The organism is Thermohalobaculum sediminis, assembly GCF_023487995.1.
Lineage (GTDB): Bacteria > Pseudomonadota > Alphaproteobacteria > Rhodobacterales > Rhodobacteraceae > Thermohalobaculum > Thermohalobaculum sediminis.
Genome location: NZ_JAMFKN010000013.1, coordinates 1 through 16,202, shown reverse-complemented (window position 1 = coordinate 16,202; position 16,202 = coordinate 1). Strand labels below are relative to the sequence as shown.

The following is a 16,202-nucleotide window of genomic DNA, read 5'->3' as shown; positions in this document are numbered from 1 at the left end:
GACGATTTCCCGTAATGGTTGCGACACCCTCACCGCTTGCAGGCGGCGAGGGCACGAACGTCATTGAATTTTCCTGCGCAGGAGGATCCAAGGATGGACACCGATCGCACCACGCCTCGCCCACCCGTGCCGAGCGCGAACCCCTTCACCAGCCTGCAGCGCGAGATCGAGCGCGTGTTCGAGGATTTCTCGCACGGCTGGCCGTTCCGGGCGGCGCCGGGCAGCGGCAGCCTCAGCCCCCGCGTCGACATGAAGGAAACCGACGGCAAGATCGAGATCACCGCCGAGCTTCCCGGGCTCGAGGAGGGTGACATCGACGTCTCGGTCACCGGCCGGACGGTCCGCATCACCGGCGAGAAGAAGACCGAGGTCAAGCGCGAGGAGGGCGACTATCACCTGATGGAGCGCAGCTACGGGCGCTTCGCGCGCACCCTCGCGCTGCCCTTCGCCCCGGAGGCCGACAAGGTCGAGGCCGAGTTCCGCAACGGCGTGCTCAGGCTCGACATTCCCAAGCCCGCCGGGCTGACGGCCGAGACAAGGAAGATCGCCATCAGGCAGGGGCGCTGAGCGCCGGCGCGTTCGGGCCGGCGGGTTGACACGGGTCAAGGCCGCCGGCCCGATCCGGCGCTAGACAGGATGCGCGGCGCGGCCCGCTGCAAGGCCGCGCGGCAAGGCCGATCACAGGAGACACAGGATGCGCCTTCCGAAGAACGCCGGGGTCATCGTCGCCGACGGCGAAAAGTATCTCGTGCTGCGAAACCACGGCGAGGGGCTGCGCATCGACCTGCGGGTCGAGGAAGCCCGGGCCGAGCCGAACCCCTCGCACACCGCCGACATGGGCACCGACCGACCGGGCCGCTTCCCCCGCCCTGGCGGCGCGGCGCGCGAGACGGTCGAGGAGACCGACTGGAAGCGCCTCGCCAAGGAGGAGTTCGCGACCTCGCTGGCCGGGCACATCAACGCGGCGGTGCGGGACGGAACCTTCGAGTCGCTCGTCGTCGTGGCCGATGCCCGCACGCTGGGCGTGCTGCGCACCAGGCTCGACGCCGCGGCGCAGGCCGCAGTGATCCGGGAAATCGAGGGCGACTACACCAGGCACCCCGTCGCCGACATCAGGACGATGCTGGAGCGGGCGACGTGAGCGCACGGCGCCGGTCCGCGGCGCTTCGGCTGCGCCCGCGGGGACGGGCGGGCGCATGAGTGCGCCCGACGCGCCCGAACCCCTGCCGCCCGAGGCGCTCTGCCCGGCGCTCGATCCGTCCTCGTTGCCGCCGCAAGCCGCGGCGGCCCCCGATGCAGGGACCGCCGGGGCGGGGTCGGCAGCGGCTGGCCTGCCGGGGCAGGAACGCGCTGCGCGGGCGCTCGACTTCGCGACCCGAGTGCGCCAAAAGGGCTTCAATGCCTTCGTGCATGGCCCCGAGGGCTCGGGCCGTCGGACCTCGGCGGTGCAGGTGGCCGAGCGGGCGGCCCGCGCGCGTCCCGCGCCGGACGACTGGATCTATGTCCACAATTTCGAGACCGACTGGAAGCCGCGCGCCCTGAGCCTGCCCGCCGGCCGGGCCATCCCGTTCCGCGACGCGGTCGCGGGCCTTGTCGAGCAGCTTCGCACGGCGATCCCGGCGCTGTTCAAGACCGACGCCTACCGCGAGCGCCGCCGCCAGATCGACGAGCGCTTCCAGGAGCGCCAGAACACGGGCTTCGAGGCCATCGAGGCCCGCGCCCATGACGAGGGGATCGGCATCCTCCGCACGCCCATGGGTTTCGCCTTCGCCCCGATGCGCGACGGCGAGGTGGTCAAGCCCGACGCCTTCCAGAAACTGCCGGCCGAGGAGCGCAAGCGCATCCAGGACCGGATCGGCGAGTTGCAGACCGAGCTCGCCGCCCTGATGCGCAAGATGCCCGAGGAGGAGGAGAAGCGCCGCAACGAGATCCGCGCGCTCAACGCCGAGATGGCCCAGACGGTGGTCGATGCGGCCATCGCGGGCGTGCGCCCCGAATTTGCCGATGTCCCTGCCGCCGCGCAGCGGCTCGACGAGATGCGGGGCGACCTGATCGACAATGTCGAGCTGTTCGTGCTCGAGCTCAACACGGGCGAGGAGAGCCCCTTCCCCGAGGCGTCGATGCCGGTTGCCGAGGACCCGCGCTTTCGGCGCTATCTGGTCAACGTGGTGATCGCCAATGGCGGGGGCGGGCATGCACCCGGCGCGCCCGTCGTCTACGAGGACCACCCCACCCTTGCGCGCCTGATCGGGCGGGTCGATCACACCGCCCGCATGGGCGCGCTGGAGACAGATTTCAGCATGATCCGCGCCGGTGCGCTGCACCGGGCAAATGGCGGGTTCCTGGTGGTCGATGCGCTCAGGCTGCTGCGCGAGCCGCTGTCGTGGGACGCCCTCAAGCGGGCGCTGCGCTCGGGCCGGATCGCCATCACCTCGGCCGCCGAGGAACTCAGCCTGCTCAGCACCGTCTCGCTCGAGCCCGAGCCGATCCCGCTGGACGTCAAGATCCTGATGATCGGCGAGCCGCTGATCTACCACCTGCTTTCGGCGCTCGACCCGGAATTCGGCGAGCTCTTCAAGGTCGAGGCCGATTTCGACGACCGCATGCCGCGCGACGAGGCGACCATCGCCGAATATGCGCGGCTGATCGGCGCCACCGCCGCGCGCGAGGGGCTGCGCCCGCTCGACCCCGGCGCGGTCGCGGCGGCGATCGGCGAGGCCACCCGGATGACCGGCGATGCCGAGCGCCTCTCCCTCAAGCTGGGCCAGCTCGCCGACCTGCTGGCCGAGGCCGATCACTGGGCCGCCGATGCCGGGCGCGAGCGGGTCGCCGCCGAGGACATCGCCCGCGCCATCGCCGAGCGCGAGTTCCGTGCCGACGGGCTGCGCCAGCGCTGGCACGAGGGGATCGGCCGCGGCACGGTGATGATCGACACCGAAGGCGCGCGCGTGGGCCAGATCAACGGCCTCACTGTGATCGCGGCCGGTCATGCCGCGGCCTTCGGCGCGCCCTCGCGGATCACGGCGCGGGTCCGCATGGGCTCGGGTCATGTCATCGACATCGAGCGCGAGACCAAGCTGGGCGGCCCGATCCACTCGAAGGGCGTGCTGATCCTGTCCTCCTACCTCGCCGCGACCTTCGCGACCGAGGCGCCGATGTCGCTGTGGGCGTCGCTGGTGTTCGAGCAGTCCTATGGCGGGGTCGAGGGCGACAGCGCCTCGTCGGCCGAACTCTACGCGCTCCTCTCGGCCCTGTCGGGGCTGGCGTTGCGGCAGGATCTCGCGGTCACGGGCTCGGTGAACCAGCTCGGCCAGGTGCAGGCGATCGGCGGCGTGAACGAGAAGATCGAGGGGTTCTTCGACATCTGCGCGGCGCGCGGCCTGACCGGCGATCAGGGGGTGCTGATCCCCTCGACCAACGTCAAGCACCTGGTGCTGCGCCCGCGCGTGGTCGAGGCCGCGGCGGCCGGGCGCTTCCACATCTATCCCGTTGCCACGATCGACGAGGGGATCGCGCTGCTGACCGGCCACGACGCCGGGACGCGCGGACCCGACGGGCGCTTCCCCGAAGGCTCGGTCAATGCGCGCGTCGAGGCGACGCTTGCCGGCTTCGCCCGCGCCCGCAAGGCCTTCGGCGCGAAGGACGAGGACGGGGAGACCGGGGCGGAGAGGCGCGATGACGACGAAGCCTGACGCCGCCCCCTCCTCCCCCCCACAGGGCACGGGTGGCACCGACGAGGGCATCCGCTTCGCGCGCGTCCTGGTGGCCCTGACGGGCGGCGAGGCCAGCCACGCGATGATCGAGGCCGCGTGTCTGGCTGCCCGCGCGACGAACGCGGCGCTCGCCGCGCTCTATGTCCGCGAGCAGCGGCTTGCCGACCTCGCCGCCCTGCCCTTCGCGACGGTGCTCGCCCCCGGCCACGGGGTGGCCGAGGCGCTGACGCTCGACGCGGTCGAGCGGGCCTGGCTGCGCGCCGAGGCCGCCTGCCGCGCCGCGCTCCATTCCGCCCACCCGGCCGGGACGGTCGCGTTCCAGAGCGTGTCGGGCCGGATCGAGACGGCGGTCGTGGGGCACGCCGGGCCGGGCGACCTGCTGGTCCTCGGCCCCGGCGGCGGGCTGCAGGCCGCGCCGTCCGGGGCTCTGGTGAAGGCCGCGGCCAGGGCGGCGGGCGCCGTTCTCGTGGTCCCGGCGATCGTGACGAACCGTACCGGCCCGGTCGTTGCTATCGATGATGGCGACACGGCCGGCGCGGGCACGATCCGCATGGCGTCGCGCCTCGCTCGGGCATCCGGGCGGCCGCTCGCCCTGCTCGCGCTGGCCGCGCCCGGAATGCACGGGGCGCTGGCGGCGCGCGCCGCCTCGCTGGCCGGCGGCCCCTTCGCGCTCCACACCTGGCCGGCCGGGGAGGCCGCGGGCGTGGCCGACGCGCTGCGCTACCTGACGCCGAGCATGGTGGTGGCGGATCTGTCGGGCGCACCCTTTGCCGAACCCGGCGTGCTGGGCGCCGCCCTGCGTCGGGCGACCGCGCCGCTTCTGCTCATGTCGGGTCATGCCGCCCAGCGCATCGCGTCGCAGGCAGGCGCCGGTGGCGGGCCCGCGGCGACGGGCTAGCATCGGGATCGGCGGGCCGGGAGACCCTGACGGCGCTCAGTCGCGCCGCCCCTCGATCACCCCGAGCGTTCTTCCGGGGCCCGGTTTCAGGCATGCCTCGATCTGCGCGCGCTCGAGCACCTCCTCCTGCTCCAGCCGGGCGACGAGGCGCGCGACCGCCTCGCGGTTTTCCTCGAGCGCCTTCCTCGCACGCCCGCCGGCCTCGGCGATCAGCGCGGCCACCGCCTCGTCCACCCGCGCCGCGGTCCGGTCAGCGAAGGTGCGGGGCTGGGCGATCTCGCGGCCCAGAAAGGGGTGTTCCTCGGACTGGCTCAGGTCGACGGGGCCGATATCCTTGCCCATGCCCCAGCGCGCCACCATGGCGCGCGCCATGGCGGTGGCGCGGCGGATGTCGTCCTCGGCCCCCGAACTGACCGAGCCGAGGAACACCTGCTCGGCGGCGCGCCCGGCCAGCATGATCGCGAGCTGCGCCCGCAGATAGTTTTCCGGCAGAGTGTGGCGCTCCTCCTCGGGCAGCAGATGCGTCCCGCCGAGGCTGCGCCCTCGCGGAATGATCGTGACCTTCAGCAGCGGGTCGGCATCCGGCAGGTAGAAGGCGGCGGCCGCGTGGCCCGATTCGTGGACGGCGATGCGGTGGCGCTCCTCCGGCCGCATCGCCAGCGTCCGCACCGTGCCCATCATCACCCGGTCGCGCGCCTGGTCGAGATGGCTGCGTGAGACCTCGCGCGCACCCTCGCGCGCCGCCGCGATCGCCGCCTCGTTGATCAGGTTGCGCAAATCGGCGCCCGAGAAGCCCGGCGTCCCCGCGGCGATTTCGTCGAGCGCCACGTCGGCGCCCATCCGGACCTTCTTGGCATGGACCTCGAGGATCGCGCGCCGTGCCGCCCGGTCGGGCAGCGACAATGTCACATGCCGGTCGAAGCGGCCCGGCCGCAGCAGCGCCGGGTCGAGCACGTCGGGCCGGTTGGTGGCGGCCAGCACCACCACCGCCTCGCGCCCGGTGAAGCCGTCGAGCTCCGCCAGGATCTGGTTCAGCGTCTGCTCGCGCTCGTCATGCCCGCCGCCCAGCCCGGTGCCGCGCACCCGCCCGATCGAGTCGAGCTCGTCGATGAAGACGATCGCCGGCGCCGCCTTGCGCGCGGCCTCGAACATGCGCCGTACGCGCGACGCGCCGACGCCGACATAGAGCTCGATGAAGGCCGAGCCCGACGTCGAGAAGAACGGCACCCCCGCCTCGCCGGCCAGCGCCCGCGCCAGAAGCGTCTTGCCGGTGCCGGGCGGCCCCATCAGCAGCACCCCGCTTGGGGCCCGCGCCCCGAGGCGGGCGAAGCGTTCGGGCTCACGCAGGAAATCGACGAGCTCCGCCACCTCGCGCTTGGCCTCGTCCTGCCCGGCCACGTCGGCGAAGGTCACGTCGGGCCGCTCGCCGCTGACTCTCCAAACCTTCGAGCCCAGGATGTCGCCGCCCGCCCCCGGGATGCCGCCCATCCGGCGCATCATCAGGAAGTAGACTCCAAGGATCAGGAGCCACGGCAGGAACCACATCAGCCCCGAGGTCTCGCGCGGGGCCGTGTTCCAGATGGTGACGTTCTTCTGGTCGAGCAGCGGCAACAGCGCGGGATCGCCGATCTCGGGCGCATTGGCCCGCAGCCGGGTCTCCTGCCCGCCCGGCAGGTCGCCCAGCCGCGGCGTCGCGGTGATCTGCGTGCCGTCGATCTCGACCTCGGCGATCACGCCGTCCGAGATGCGGGCCTTGAGCTCGGAATAGGACACCGTCTCGATCGCCGGGCCCGCGCCGTCGCCCACGACCGCCCGTATCAGAGCGAGCGCGACGAGAAACATCAGCGCGTAGAGCCACAGCGGCGGCAGCGGCACGTCGTCGCCGTTTCCTTGCTGGCGATCCTTTGGCGCCATCGCGTCCTCCCGCCCAGGCGCTCGTGTCGCACCCACCCTAGCACGATAACGGGCGCCCCGCCCTACCCGCCTTGATGCGCATCAAGGAGCGCGCGCCCGTCGAAACTTTCGCTTGCCGCGCGCGCGCCGATCGCCCGAGGATGTCGCAAACCCCTCCCATGCCCAGCCGCGCGCCGCGAGATCAGACATGACATCCGCCCCCGACCGTTCCGACCGCGAGCAGGACCTGCTTGCCCGTGCCGCCCGCGTCTTGCCCGCCGCGGGCTTCGGCAACTTCCCGCCCGACATCGTGATCGCGCGGGGCGAGCGCGGCCGCGTGTGGGACGAGAGCGGGCGCGAGTATGTCGACTTCCTGATCGGCTCGGGCCCGATGCTGGTGGGCCATGGCCACCCGGAGGTGGTGGAAGCCGTCGAGGCCCAGCTTGCACGCGGCTTCACCTTCTTCGCGCTGAACGCCGCCGGTATCGAGCTGGCCGAGGCGATCTGCGCGGCCGTTCCCTGCGCCGAGCAGCTCCGCTATGTCTCGACCGGCTCCGAGGCAGACATGTATGCGATGCGCCTCGCCCGCGCGCATACCGGGCGCGAGCGGATCATGAAGTTCGAGGGCGGCTACCACGGCATGTCGGGCGAGGCGCTGATGAGCCTCGCGCCGCAGCACCTCGCCAATTTCCCCGAGGCCGTGCCCGATTCCGCCGGCATCCCCGACGCCGTGCGTCGCTCGATGGTCATCGCCCCCTTCAACGACATCGAGGCGATGCGCGCGACCATCGCGGACCATGCCCACGAGCTTGCCGCGGTGATCGTCGAGCCCCTGCAGCGCCTGATCCCGCCCGAGCCCGGCTTCCTTCAGGCGCTGCGCGAGGAGACCGCGCGCCACGGCATCGTGCTGATCTTCGACGAGGTGGTGACCGGCTTCCGGCTGGCCTATGGCGGCGCGCAGCAGGCCTATGGCGTGACCCCTGATCTGTGCACGCTGGGCAAGGTGATCGGCGGGGGCTTCCCGCTCGCCGCCATCGCCGGGCGGCGCGAGATCATGGCGCATTTCGACCGCGAGGCGGTGGGGTCCGGGAAGTTCACGTTCCAGATCGGCACGCTCTCGGGCAACCCGGTCGCCTCGGTCGCCGGGCTCGCGACGCTGGCGATCCTGCGGCGCGAGGGATCCTACGAGCGCATCCGCGCCACCGGGTGGGCGATCATGGACGCGATCCGGCGCGAGTTCGCCCGCGTGGGCATCCCCGTTCAGGTGGTGGGCGACCCCGCGCTGTTCGACGCGGTCTTCACCGACCGCCCGGTGCGCGACTATCGCGACGTCCTGCGCGGCGACCTGCGCCGGCTGCGGCTTTTCAACGCCACGCTGCGCCGCCACGGCATCCTCAAGCCCGAGTCGAAGTTCTATGTCTCGCTGGCGCATGACAAGGCTGACCTCGCGCAGACCGTCGGGGCCATCGCGGCCGCAGCCGACGCCGTGGCAGAGGCTGGCTGAGGTCCCCCGTCCGCAGGTAGACCAATGGCGGCGCACGCCTAGGTGCATGATCGACGCGGCCCGCGACGGGGATCGGCTGGTCGTGCGTGAAAGATGCGACGGGCAAGGCGGCTTGCCCATCCTGCCTCGTGGAGGGCGAGCGACATGCACAGACGCGGCTTCATGCGGCTCCTTGCCGGGAGCGCCATCCTGTCGGGCGCCGGACTGGCGGCCTGCGCGCCGGTCTATGACGACGATTACTACTATCCGCGCCGTCGGGCCTATGTCTACAATGAACCATTCTACGAATATTATTATTATCCATCCGTGAACGTGTATTTCCATGTCTACAGTGGATATTACTATTACTGGGACAGGTCGCGGTGGTATCGCGTCCGCAGCCTGCCTCGGCACATCTACCTTCGCCCGGTCGACCGGCACGTGATCTATGTCCGCGACCAGCGGCCCTACGACCGCAACGACGATCACCGCCGCCGCTACCGCGCGGACAGCGACGACTGGCGCCGGCGCCCGGAACGCGACCTGAGGCGCGAGACCGAGGAGGAGCGCCGCCGCCTGCGCGAGCGGCAGGAGGAGATCCGCCGCCGCGTCGACAGCGAACAGCGCGGGGACCGCGACCGCCGCGAGCGCGAGGAACAGCGCAGCCGCGAGCGCGAGCGCGAGGACGAACGCACACGCCGCCGCGAGCGCGAGCAGGAGGTCGAGCGCCAGCGCCAGCTCTCGCGCGAGCGCGAGCAGGAACGGGACCGCGAGCGCCGAGCGGACCGCGAGCGCGCCGACGACCGGCGGCGCGAAGCTGAGCGCGACCGCCAGCAGCGGGTCGAGCGCCAGCGCGAGGCCGAACGCGGGCGCGGACGCGACCGGCAGCCCGACAGCTCCGGCCGGCCGGACCGCAACCGGCAGCCCGACACATCTGGCCGGACGGACCGCGAGCGCCAGAACGACGCGCAGCGCGAGCGTGGCCGCGCCGAGGAGGCCCGACGGGACACATCGCAAGGCGCAGGCAGGCCCGAAGATGGGGGACGCGGCCCCCGCACCGACGATCGCGGCAACCGCTCGGCCGAGATCCTCGAACAGATGCGGCGCCAGCAGCAGGGGCGCCAGTGACCCGGCGCCCGGCTGGCCGTCCGGGCGCCCCTCCGCCGCGATGCCCCGCTACTGGCCGTAGCGCGCGGCGGTGAGCCCGTCGAGATCGATCTCGGGCGTGCGGCCCAGCACCACGTCGGCCACCGCGCGGCCCGATCCGGCCGCCATCGTCCAGCCCAGCGTCCCGTGCCCGGTGTTGAGAAACAGGTTGGGATAGCGGGTGGGGCCGATTACCGGCGTGCCGTCCGGCGTCATCGGCCGCAGTCCGGTCCAGCCCTCGGCCCGCGCGACGTCGCCGCCCCTGGGGAACAGGTCGCTCACCACGTAACGCACCGTGTCGGTGGCATGGGCGCCCAGCTTGCGGTTGTAGCCGATGATCTCGGCCTGCCCGGCCACGCGGATGCGGTCGCCCAGCCGCGTGATCGCGACCTTGTGGGTCTCGTCCATGATGGTCGATTGCGGCGCCGCGGTGGCGTCGGTCACCGGCAGCGTGATCGAGTAGCCCTTGATCGGGTAGATCGGCAGGCGGATCCCCGCCGTCCTGAGCAGGATCGGCGCATAGGGCCCGAGGCAGCAGACATAGGTGTCCGCCGTCTCGCGCCCCTGGTCGGTCACCACGCCCGCGATGCGCCCGCCCTCGATCGCGAGTTCCCTGATCGTGACGCCATAGCGGAAGGTCACGCCCCGCCCGGCCGCCTTCTCCGCCAGCGCCAGCGTGAACATCCGGCAGTCGCCGGTGCGGTCGGCGGTCAGCCGCAGGCCACCCACGAACTTGCCCGCGACATGGGCAAGCCCCGGCTCGGCCGCGATGCAGCCGTCGCGGTCCAGCACCTCGAAGGGCGAGCCGAACTCGGCCAGCACCTCCTGGTCGGCCTTCGACGCCTTGACCTGCTTCTCGGTGCGGAAGAGCTGCAGCGTCCCCTGCTCGCGCATGTCGAAGTCCAGCGGCACCTCGGCCAGCAGGTCCGGCAGCGCATCGCGGCTGTAGTTCGAGATCCGCACCATCCGGCCCTTGTTCAGCCGGTAGGACGCCGCGTTGCAGTTCAGCAGCATCCGCGCGCCCCAGGCCCACATGGCGGGGCTGATCAGCGGCCAGATGAACAGCGGCCGGTGGCGCATAAACAGCCACCTGAGCGCCTTCTTCGGCACGCCGGGCGCCGCCCAGGGCGAGGTCATGCCGTAGCTGAGCTCGCCCGCATTGGCGAAGCTCGTCTCCATCCCAGGCCCCGGCTGGCGGTCGAGCACCAGCACCTCGACCCCCGCGCGGGCGAGATACCAGGCGGTGGTGACGCCGATCACGCCGGCACCGAGCACGATGGCCTTCATGGTAAACCCTCCAAGCTCCGGGACCGGCGGCCCCGGCTCAGGATGCAGGCCCCGCGCGCGCGGCGAAAGGGGAAAGCGCGGTCAGGCGGCGGCGGTGACGATGACCTCGACGCGGTACTTGGGCGCCGCGAGCTTCGCCTCGCCGCAAGCGCGCGCCGGGGCATGGCCCTCAGGCACCCAGGCGTCCCAGACCGAGTTCATCTCGTCGTAATCGGCGATGTCGGCGAGCCAGACGATCGCCTGCAGGATCTTGTCGCGGCCCGAGCCCGCCTCGGCCAGCAGGCGGTCGATCTCGGCCAGGCAGTCGCGGGTCTGGTCGGCCACGGTCTCGCCCTCGCCCACCTGCCCGGCGAGATAGACGATCCCGCCATGCTTGACGATCTGGCTCATGCGCTTGCCGGTGTGGTGGCGTTCGATCATGGCGGTGCTCCCCTGATGATGGTTGGCGCGTGGCGCGCCCGGGTCGGCGGTGTGCCGAGACATGGCCGCGAATACACCAGCCCCGCACCCCGCGTCCAGCGCGCGCCGGGATCAGTCCAGCACCAGCCTGATCGCCAGCCCCACCGCCGCAACCGCTGCGACCCCCAGCGCCCAGAGCAGGACGAACCAGCCCAGGCGCCCAAGAGCGCCGCGCATCAGTGATAGCCCTCGCCTGGATCGACCTTGCCGCGGAACACCCAATAGGCATGGGCAGTGTAGCCCAGGATCATCGGGATCAGCACCAGCGCGCCGACGAGCAGGAACGCAAGGCTCGCATCCGGTGCGGCCGCCGCCCAGATGCTCAGGCCGGGCGGCACGATGTTGGGATAGAAGCTGATCCCGAGCCCGATGAACGACAGCACGAAAAGCCCCAGCGACGCGAAGAACGGCTGCCGATCGGCCTGCCCCCTCAGCCCCGCGAACAGAAGCCACGCGCAGCCCAGCACCAGCGCCGGCACGATCACCGAGAAGATCGCCGTCGGCCAGGCGAACCAGCGAGCCGCGTATTGCGGCTCGAGGAAGGGCGTGACGAGGCTCACGACGCCGATCAGCCCCACGGTCCCCGCGCCCGCCCGCCAGGCATGCCGCCGCGCGGCGCGCTGGACGGGCCCCGAGGTCTTCATCACCAGCCAGGTCGCGCCCAGCAGCGCATAGCCCACGACAAGCGCGACGCCCGTCAGCACCGAGAACGGCGTCAGCCAGTCCCACCAGCCGCCGGCATAGGCACGGCCCTCGACGTCGATGCCCTGCACCAGCGCGCCAAGCGCGATCCCCTGCGAGAACGCCGCGACCAGCGAGCCAAACGCGAAGCCCCATTCCCACAGCACGCGCGTGCGCCGCGCGCGGTGGATGAACTCGAATGCGACGCCGCGGAAGATCAGCCCCATAAGCATCGCAATGATCGGCGCGTAGAGCGCGGGCATCACGATCGCATAGGCCAGCGGGAACACCGCGAGCAGCCCCCCGCCGCCCAGCACCAGCCAGGTCTCGTTGCCGTCCCAGACCGGGGCGATCGTGTTCATCGCAAGCTCGCGGTCCGCCTCGGCCCTGAAGGTCGGCGAGAGGATCCCGACCCCGAGATCGAAGCCGTCGAGGATCACGTAGGCCAGCACCGCGAAGGCGATCAGCCCGGCCCAGATGAAGGGTAGATCGAGTTCCATCACTCCCTCCTCAGCCCGCCGCGCCGCGACCGCGCCGTCCGACCGACAGCGCCGGCGTGATCCCCGCGCTGCGGGTGGGTCCGAGGATCGAAATGTCATCGCCGCCGCCGGGCGACCTGCCCATCAGGCGCAGCACGTAGGCGGTCCCTGCCCCGAACACCACGAAATAGACCGCAATGAACACCAGCAGCGAGGTTCCGACCGCTGGTGCGCCCAGCGGCGAGACGCTGTCGGCGGTCCGCAACAGGCCGTGGACGGTCCAGGGCTGGCGGCCGACCTCGGTGGTGATCCAGCCGCACAGCACCGCGAGGAACCCGCTTGGCCCCATCGCCACCGCGGCGCGATGGAGCGAGCGCGAGGCGTCGAGCCGCCCGCGGCACCGCGCCCAGGCCGACCAGAGGCCCAGCGCCACCATGGCGAAGCCCACCGCCACCATGATGCGGAAGGTCCAGAAGATCAATTCCGCGGGCGGGCGATCCCCGGGCGGAAAATCCCTCAGCCCCGGCAGCGGCGAGGTCAGGTCATGCGTGAGGATCAGCGAGGAAAGATAGGGAATCTCGAGCGTATGGCGGATCGACGCCGCCTCGTCGTCCGGAATCCCGAACAGGATCAACGGCGCGGCGCCTTCCGGGTGCCCATCGTAGTGCCCCTCGATCGCGGCGACCTTGGCAGGCTGGTATTCAAGCGTGTTGAGCCCGTGCAGGTCGCCCGCAACGATCTGCACGGGCGCCACGATCAGCGCCATCCACATCGCCATCGAGAACATGATCCACGCCCCCCGGTTCGTCCGGTCGCGCAGCAGGTGCCATGCGCCCACCGCGCCCACGACGAAGGCGGTGGTGAGATAGGCGGCCAGCACCATGTGGGTCAGACGATAGGGGAACGAAGGGTTGAACACCGCCGCCCACCAGTTGTCGGGCACGAACTGCCCGGCCTCGTTGATCGCGTAGCCGGCGGGCGTCTGCATCCACGAGTTCACGCTGAGGATCCAGAAGGCCGAGAACAGCGTTCCGATGGCCACCATCAGCGTGGCGAAGAAGTGCAGCCCCCGCCCGACCTTGTCGCGGCCGAACAGCATCACGCCGAGGAACCCCGCCTCGAGGAAGAAGGCGGACAGCACCTCGTATCCCATCAGCGGGCCGATCACTGGCCCCGCCTTGTCCGAGAACACCGACCAGTTCGTGCCGAACTGGTAGGACATCACGATGCCCGACACGACCCCCATGCCGAACACCACGGCGAAGATCGTCTTCCAGTACTCGAAGACGCGCAGATAGGCGTCGTCGCCGCTGCGCAGCCACAGGCCCTCGAGCACCGCGAGATAGCTCGCGAGCCCGATGGTGAAGGCCGGGAAGATGATGTGCGCCGAAACCGTGAACGCGAACTGGAAGCGGGCGAGCTCGAGGGCGTCGAACCCGAGGAACATGGCGTTACCTCCCGCGCATCGCCTCCGGCCAGCGGCGCTCGGCCCGGACCCTCACGGGGCCGGGCACGTGGTGGCAGCGTGCCGCATTGCCTGCCGTCGGGCAACCCGCCAGGCCGCAGGCACGGGCGCCTCAGTTCGCGGCGGGGGGCTGCCAGGCCGCCGATGCGTCCAGCTTGTAGGACCAGGGCAGGCCCGCGTTGCGCCAGCCATTGACGCTGCGCTGCCCGGTCGGCTTGTCCATGTCGCCCTCGAAGCCTTCCACGAGGTTCCAGACATTGGTGAACCCCTCCGCCGCCAGCAACTTGGCCGCATCGGCCGCGCGCCCGCCCGAGCGGCACATCACGAACACCGGATCGGCCTTGCCGCGGCCTTCGCGGGCCATCAACCGCTCGACTTCGGCCACGAAGCTCGCGTTATCCTTCATCGCGTAGCTGCCCTTCTTCGCGTCGAAGTCGTGGGTCGCGATCTTCACCGGAATATTGGCGTCCATCCCCTGCGGGTGGCCCACGAAGGCCACCTCGATGGGGTCGCGCACATCGACGAACACGATCGCGGGATCGGCCGTCAGCGCCGCGTGCGCGTCCCTGGGCGTGAGGTAGAGGCCCAGCGGCGTTGCCTTTTCCTTGTCGAGCGTCGCGGCATCGACGCTCGAGCGGATCTCGGCCGCCCCGGCCGCAGCAGTCAGCCCGAGCGCCAGCGCGCCCGCGGTCAGCATGGCCTTCAGCATGTCGGTCTCCTTTCCCGTTTCCCCGCGCCCCTCAGCATTCCTTGCAGGTGCGGATGCCGAAGATCGCATAGGCCGGGCAGAACCTGAGGAACGCGGTGGCCAGCGGCACGACGCCGATCCAGCCCCCGACGCCGATCTGGCCGCCCAGCGCAAGGCCGATCAGCAGAAGGCCGAGCACGATCCGCAGGATGCGGTCGGTGGTGCCGACATTGGCGGTGAACTTCATGGCGATTCTCCCTCTCGCGGTGTCATGCGCGCAAGTCTCGCGCGATCGCGCCGCGCGGTCAGTGACGTCGTCACCGTCAGCGCGCGGCGGCGAAGGATTTCAGCGCGCCGGCGTCCTCGACCCGGATCTCGCCGCGCGTCAGGCTCACCCAGCCGCGGCGCTCGAACTCCTTGAGGATGCGCGAGACCACCTCGCGCGCGGTGCCAAGCTCGGACGCGATGGCCTGATGGGTCGCTGCGATCACACCCTCCGGCCCTGCCCGCTCGGCCAGCCAGCCGGCAAGGCGCAGGTCCACGCGGTGCAGCAGCAGCTCGTCGATCACGTCGACGAGCTCGATGATCCGCTGCGAGAACACGCTGAGGGCAAGGTCGCGGAAGGCCGGTTCATGCTCCACGAGATCGCGGAAGGCGCGTGCGGGCAGCGCGATGGCCTCGACATCGCCCTCGGCATAGCCATAGGCCTCGTAGGGCGCGCCGGACAGCAGGCACGAGGTGGTCATCACGCAGCTCTCGCCCGGCGCGACACGGTAGAGCACGACCGACCGCCCGCTTGGCCCCATGTGCTCGACCCGCACGGCGCCGGCGAGCGGGATCAGGAAGCTCTCCGACCGGTCGCCCGGCCCGAACAACCGGTAGCCGTCGCCCACGCGCACGCGGCTTGCGCGCGCGGCGATTGCCGCGCGCAAGCCGGCAGGCAGGTCAGGCGCGGCACGGGCAAGCGCCTGCTCGAGTGTCTCCGTCATGCCAGCCGCCTCGCCGTGTCGACCCGGGTCGCGTGCAGCGTGCGCTCGGCAAGCTCGGGTGACAAGGCGTGGAAGGCGTCGTACTGCGTCAGGAACACCCGGCCCGACAGCACCTCGAGGAAATGCGAGCGGCGCAGCCGGTCCATCACCGGCCCCTTGACCTCGGACAGATGCAGCGCGACGCCTGCATCCCTCAGCCGCAGGTTGATCGCCTCGAGGCCCTCGAGCGCCGAGCTGTCGATGAAGTTCACCGCCGGGCACATCAGCACGACATGGCGGATCGCAGGATCGGCGGCAACGGCGTCGTAGATGCGGTCCTCGAGGAAGCGCGCGTTCGGGAAGTAGAGGCTCTCGTCCACCCTCAGCGAGAACACCTCGGGCGCGGTGACCACCTCGTGGCGGGTCACGTTGCGGAAATGCTCGGTCCCCGGCACCTGCCCCACCACCGCGGAATGGGGATGCGAGGTGCGCCACAGATGCAGCACCACCGACAGCACGACCCCCGCGACCACCCCCGCCTCGACGCCGGACACCAGCGTCACGGCGATGGTCGCGGCCTGCGCGAGGCCGTCGCCCTTCGAATAGGTCCAGGTCCGCCTCAGCGCGCCGAGGTCCACGAGGCTGAGGACCGCCACGACGATGGTGGCCGCAAGCGTCGCGTTCGGCAGGAAATAGAGCAGCGGCGTCAGCGTCAGCGTCGCCACCCCGATGGCGATGGCGGTGAAGATCCCCGCGGCCGGCGTCTCGGCGCCCGCGTCGAAATTGACCACCGAGCGCGCGAAGCCCCCTGTCACCGGATATCCGCCGGTAAAGGCCGCGCCAAGGTTGGCGGCGCCAAGGCCCACCAGCTCCTGATCCGGCACGATCCGCTGGCGCCGCTTGGCCGCCAGCGTCTGCGCGACCGACACCGACTCGACGAAGCCGATCACCGAGATCAGCAGCGCCTGAGCAGCCCAACTTGATTGGTCCACGGTGATTGTTAGTTCATGGTCGGCCTTCGGTCCATCCGGACGATGCTTTC

Annotated in this window: 16 protein-coding genes; 6 read left to right on the top strand and 10 right to left on the bottom strand. The window is 71.2% G+C overall.

Annotated features, from left to right (window positions below; genetic code table 11):
* Positions 1 to 93: 93 nt before the first annotated feature.
* From M1105_RS19005 to M1105_RS18990, 4 genes are all read left to right on the top strand, one after another.
* Positions 94 to 567, top strand: a complete 474-nt coding sequence (locus M1105_RS19005) for an Hsp20/alpha crystallin family protein (protein ID WP_249581961.1) — start codon at positions 94 to 96, stop codon at positions 565 to 567.
* A gap of 127 nt (positions 568 to 694) precedes the next feature.
* The gene (locus M1105_RS19000) at positions 695 to 1,141 is read left to right on the top strand and encodes a baeRF12 domain-containing protein (RefSeq protein WP_249581960.1); all 447 of its coding nucleotides are present in this window, start codon (positions 695 to 697) and stop codon (positions 1,139 to 1,141) included.
* 55 nt (positions 1,142 to 1,196) lie between these two features.
* Entirely contained in the window at positions 1,197 to 3,692 is a 2,496-nt protein-coding gene (locus M1105_RS18995; RefSeq protein ID WP_249581959.1) for a Lon protease family protein, read from the top strand.
* A complete protein-coding gene (locus M1105_RS18990) occupies positions 3,676 to 4,611 on the top strand; it encodes a hypothetical protein (RefSeq protein WP_249581958.1) in 936 nt (311 codons plus the stop codon). The genes M1105_RS18995 and M1105_RS18990 overlap by 17 nt, the downstream gene beginning before the upstream one ends.
* 36 nt (positions 4,612 to 4,647) lie before the next feature.
* Here M1105_RS18990 and ftsH read toward each other — a convergent pair whose 3' ends face one another.
* Positions 4,648 to 6,525: an ATP-dependent zinc metalloprotease FtsH gene (ftsH, locus tag M1105_RS18985; RefSeq protein ID WP_249581957.1), complete on the bottom strand. Its 1,878-nt coding sequence runs from the start codon at positions 6,523 to 6,525 to the stop codon at positions 4,648 to 4,650.
* Positions 6,526 to 6,712: 187 nt separating this feature from the next.
* On the opposite strand from ftsH, the gene M1105_RS18980 reads away from it, so the two are divergent.
* Together M1105_RS18980 and M1105_RS18975 are read left to right on the top strand one after the other, a co-directional pair.
* On the top strand, positions 6,713 to 8,008 hold the full coding sequence (locus M1105_RS18980) for an aspartate aminotransferase family protein (protein ID WP_249581956.1): 1,296 nt from the start codon (positions 6,713 to 6,715) through the stop codon (positions 8,006 to 8,008).
* A gap of 144 nt (positions 8,009 to 8,152) precedes the next feature.
* Entirely contained in the window at positions 8,153 to 9,115 is a 963-nt protein-coding gene (locus M1105_RS18975) for a hypothetical protein (RefSeq protein WP_249581955.1), read from the top strand.
* A gap of 48 nt (positions 9,116 to 9,163) precedes the next feature.
* Here M1105_RS18975 and M1105_RS18970 read toward each other — a convergent pair whose 3' ends face one another.
* The 9 genes from M1105_RS18970 to M1105_RS18930 form a co-directional block, all read right to left on the bottom strand.
* Positions 9,164 to 10,420 (bottom strand): D-amino acid dehydrogenase, encoded by a 1,257-nt coding sequence (locus tag M1105_RS18970; protein ID WP_249581954.1) that lies wholly within the window; start codon positions 10,418 to 10,420, stop codon positions 9,164 to 9,166.
* 81 nt (positions 10,421 to 10,501) lie between these two features.
* A complete protein-coding gene (locus M1105_RS18965; RefSeq protein WP_249581953.1) occupies positions 10,502 to 10,840 on the bottom strand; it encodes a RidA family protein in 339 nt (112 codons plus the stop codon).
* 111 nt (positions 10,841 to 10,951) lie between these two features.
* A complete protein-coding gene (locus tag M1105_RS18960) occupies positions 10,952 to 11,056 on the bottom strand; it encodes a DUF2474 domain-containing protein (protein WP_249581952.1) in 105 nt (34 codons plus the stop codon).
* A complete protein-coding gene (cydB, locus tag M1105_RS18955) occupies positions 11,056 to 12,060 on the bottom strand; it encodes a cytochrome d ubiquinol oxidase subunit II (RefSeq protein WP_249581951.1) in 1,005 nt (334 codons plus the stop codon). Before cydB ends, M1105_RS18960 begins: the two co-directional genes overlap by 1 nt.
* A 10-nt stretch (positions 12,061 to 12,070) precedes the next feature.
* The gene (locus M1105_RS18950; RefSeq protein ID WP_249581950.1) at positions 12,071 to 13,486 is read right to left on the bottom strand and encodes a cytochrome ubiquinol oxidase subunit I; all 1,416 of its coding nucleotides are present in this window, start codon (positions 13,484 to 13,486) and stop codon (positions 12,071 to 12,073) included.
* A 130-nt stretch (positions 13,487 to 13,616) separates the two neighbouring features.
* Entirely contained in the window at positions 13,617 to 14,213 is a 597-nt protein-coding gene (locus M1105_RS18945) for a rhodanese-like domain-containing protein (RefSeq protein WP_249581949.1), read from the bottom strand.
* 31 nt (positions 14,214 to 14,244) lie between these two features.
* A complete protein-coding gene (locus M1105_RS18940) occupies positions 14,245 to 14,439 on the bottom strand; it encodes a YgaP family membrane protein (RefSeq protein WP_249581948.1) in 195 nt (64 codons plus the stop codon).
* A 76-nt stretch (positions 14,440 to 14,515) separates the two neighbouring features.
* Positions 14,516 to 15,181, bottom strand: a complete 666-nt coding sequence (locus M1105_RS18935) for a Crp/Fnr family transcriptional regulator (RefSeq protein ID WP_249581947.1) — start codon at positions 15,179 to 15,181, stop codon at positions 14,516 to 14,518.
* On the bottom strand, positions 15,178 to 16,202 hold a 1,025-nt coding region (locus M1105_RS18930), incomplete at its 5' end, for a SulP family inorganic anion transporter (RefSeq protein WP_249581946.1). The genes M1105_RS18935 and M1105_RS18930, both read right to left, overlap by 4 nt.

Excerpts from the sequence above, each read along its gene's own strand:
- M1105_RS19005 (WP_249581961.1), top strand. The coding sequence starts at position 94 with ATGGACACCGATCGCACCACGCCTCGCCCACCCGTGCCGAGCGCGAAC.
- M1105_RS19000 (WP_249581960.1), top strand. The coding sequence starts at position 695 with ATGCGCCTTCCGAAGAACGCCGGGGTCATCGTCGCCGACGGCGAAAAG.
- M1105_RS18995 (WP_249581959.1), top strand. The coding sequence starts at position 1,197 with ATGAGTGCGCCCGACGCGCCCGAACCCCTGCCGCCCGAGGCGCTCTGC.
- M1105_RS18990 (WP_249581958.1), top strand. The coding sequence starts at position 3,676 with ATGACGACGAAGCCTGACGCCGCCCCCTCCTCCCCCCCACAGGGCACG.
- ftsH (WP_249581957.1), bottom strand. The coding sequence starts at position 6,525 with ATGGCGCCAAAGGATCGCCAGCAAGGAAACGGCGACGACGTGCCGCTG.
- M1105_RS18980 (WP_249581956.1), top strand. The coding sequence starts at position 6,713 with ATGACATCCGCCCCCGACCGTTCCGACCGCGAGCAGGACCTGCTTGCC.
- M1105_RS18975 (WP_249581955.1), top strand. The coding sequence starts at position 8,153 with ATGCACAGACGCGGCTTCATGCGGCTCCTTGCCGGGAGCGCCATCCTG.
- M1105_RS18970 (WP_249581954.1), bottom strand. The coding sequence starts at position 10,420 with ATGAAGGCCATCGTGCTCGGTGCCGGCGTGATCGGCGTCACCACCGCC.
- M1105_RS18965 (WP_249581953.1), bottom strand. The coding sequence starts at position 10,840 with ATGATCGAACGCCACCACACCGGCAAGCGCATGAGCCAGATCGTCAAG.
- M1105_RS18960 (WP_249581952.1), bottom strand. The coding sequence starts at position 11,056 with ATGCGCGGCGCTCTTGGGCGCCTGGGCTGGTTCGTCCTGCTCTGGGCG.
- cydB (WP_249581951.1), bottom strand. The coding sequence starts at position 12,060 with ATGGAACTCGATCTACCCTTCATCTGGGCCGGGCTGATCGCCTTCGCG.
- M1105_RS18950 (WP_249581950.1), bottom strand. The coding sequence starts at position 13,486 with ATGTTCCTCGGGTTCGACGCCCTCGAGCTCGCCCGCTTCCAGTTCGCG.
- M1105_RS18945 (WP_249581949.1), bottom strand. The coding sequence starts at position 14,213 with ATGCTGAAGGCCATGCTGACCGCGGGCGCGCTGGCGCTCGGGCTGACT.
- M1105_RS18940 (WP_249581948.1), bottom strand. The coding sequence starts at position 14,439 with ATGAAGTTCACCGCCAATGTCGGCACCACCGACCGCATCCTGCGGATC.
- M1105_RS18935 (WP_249581947.1), bottom strand. The coding sequence starts at position 15,181 with ATGACGGAGACACTCGAGCAGGCGCTTGCCCGTGCCGCGCCTGACCTG.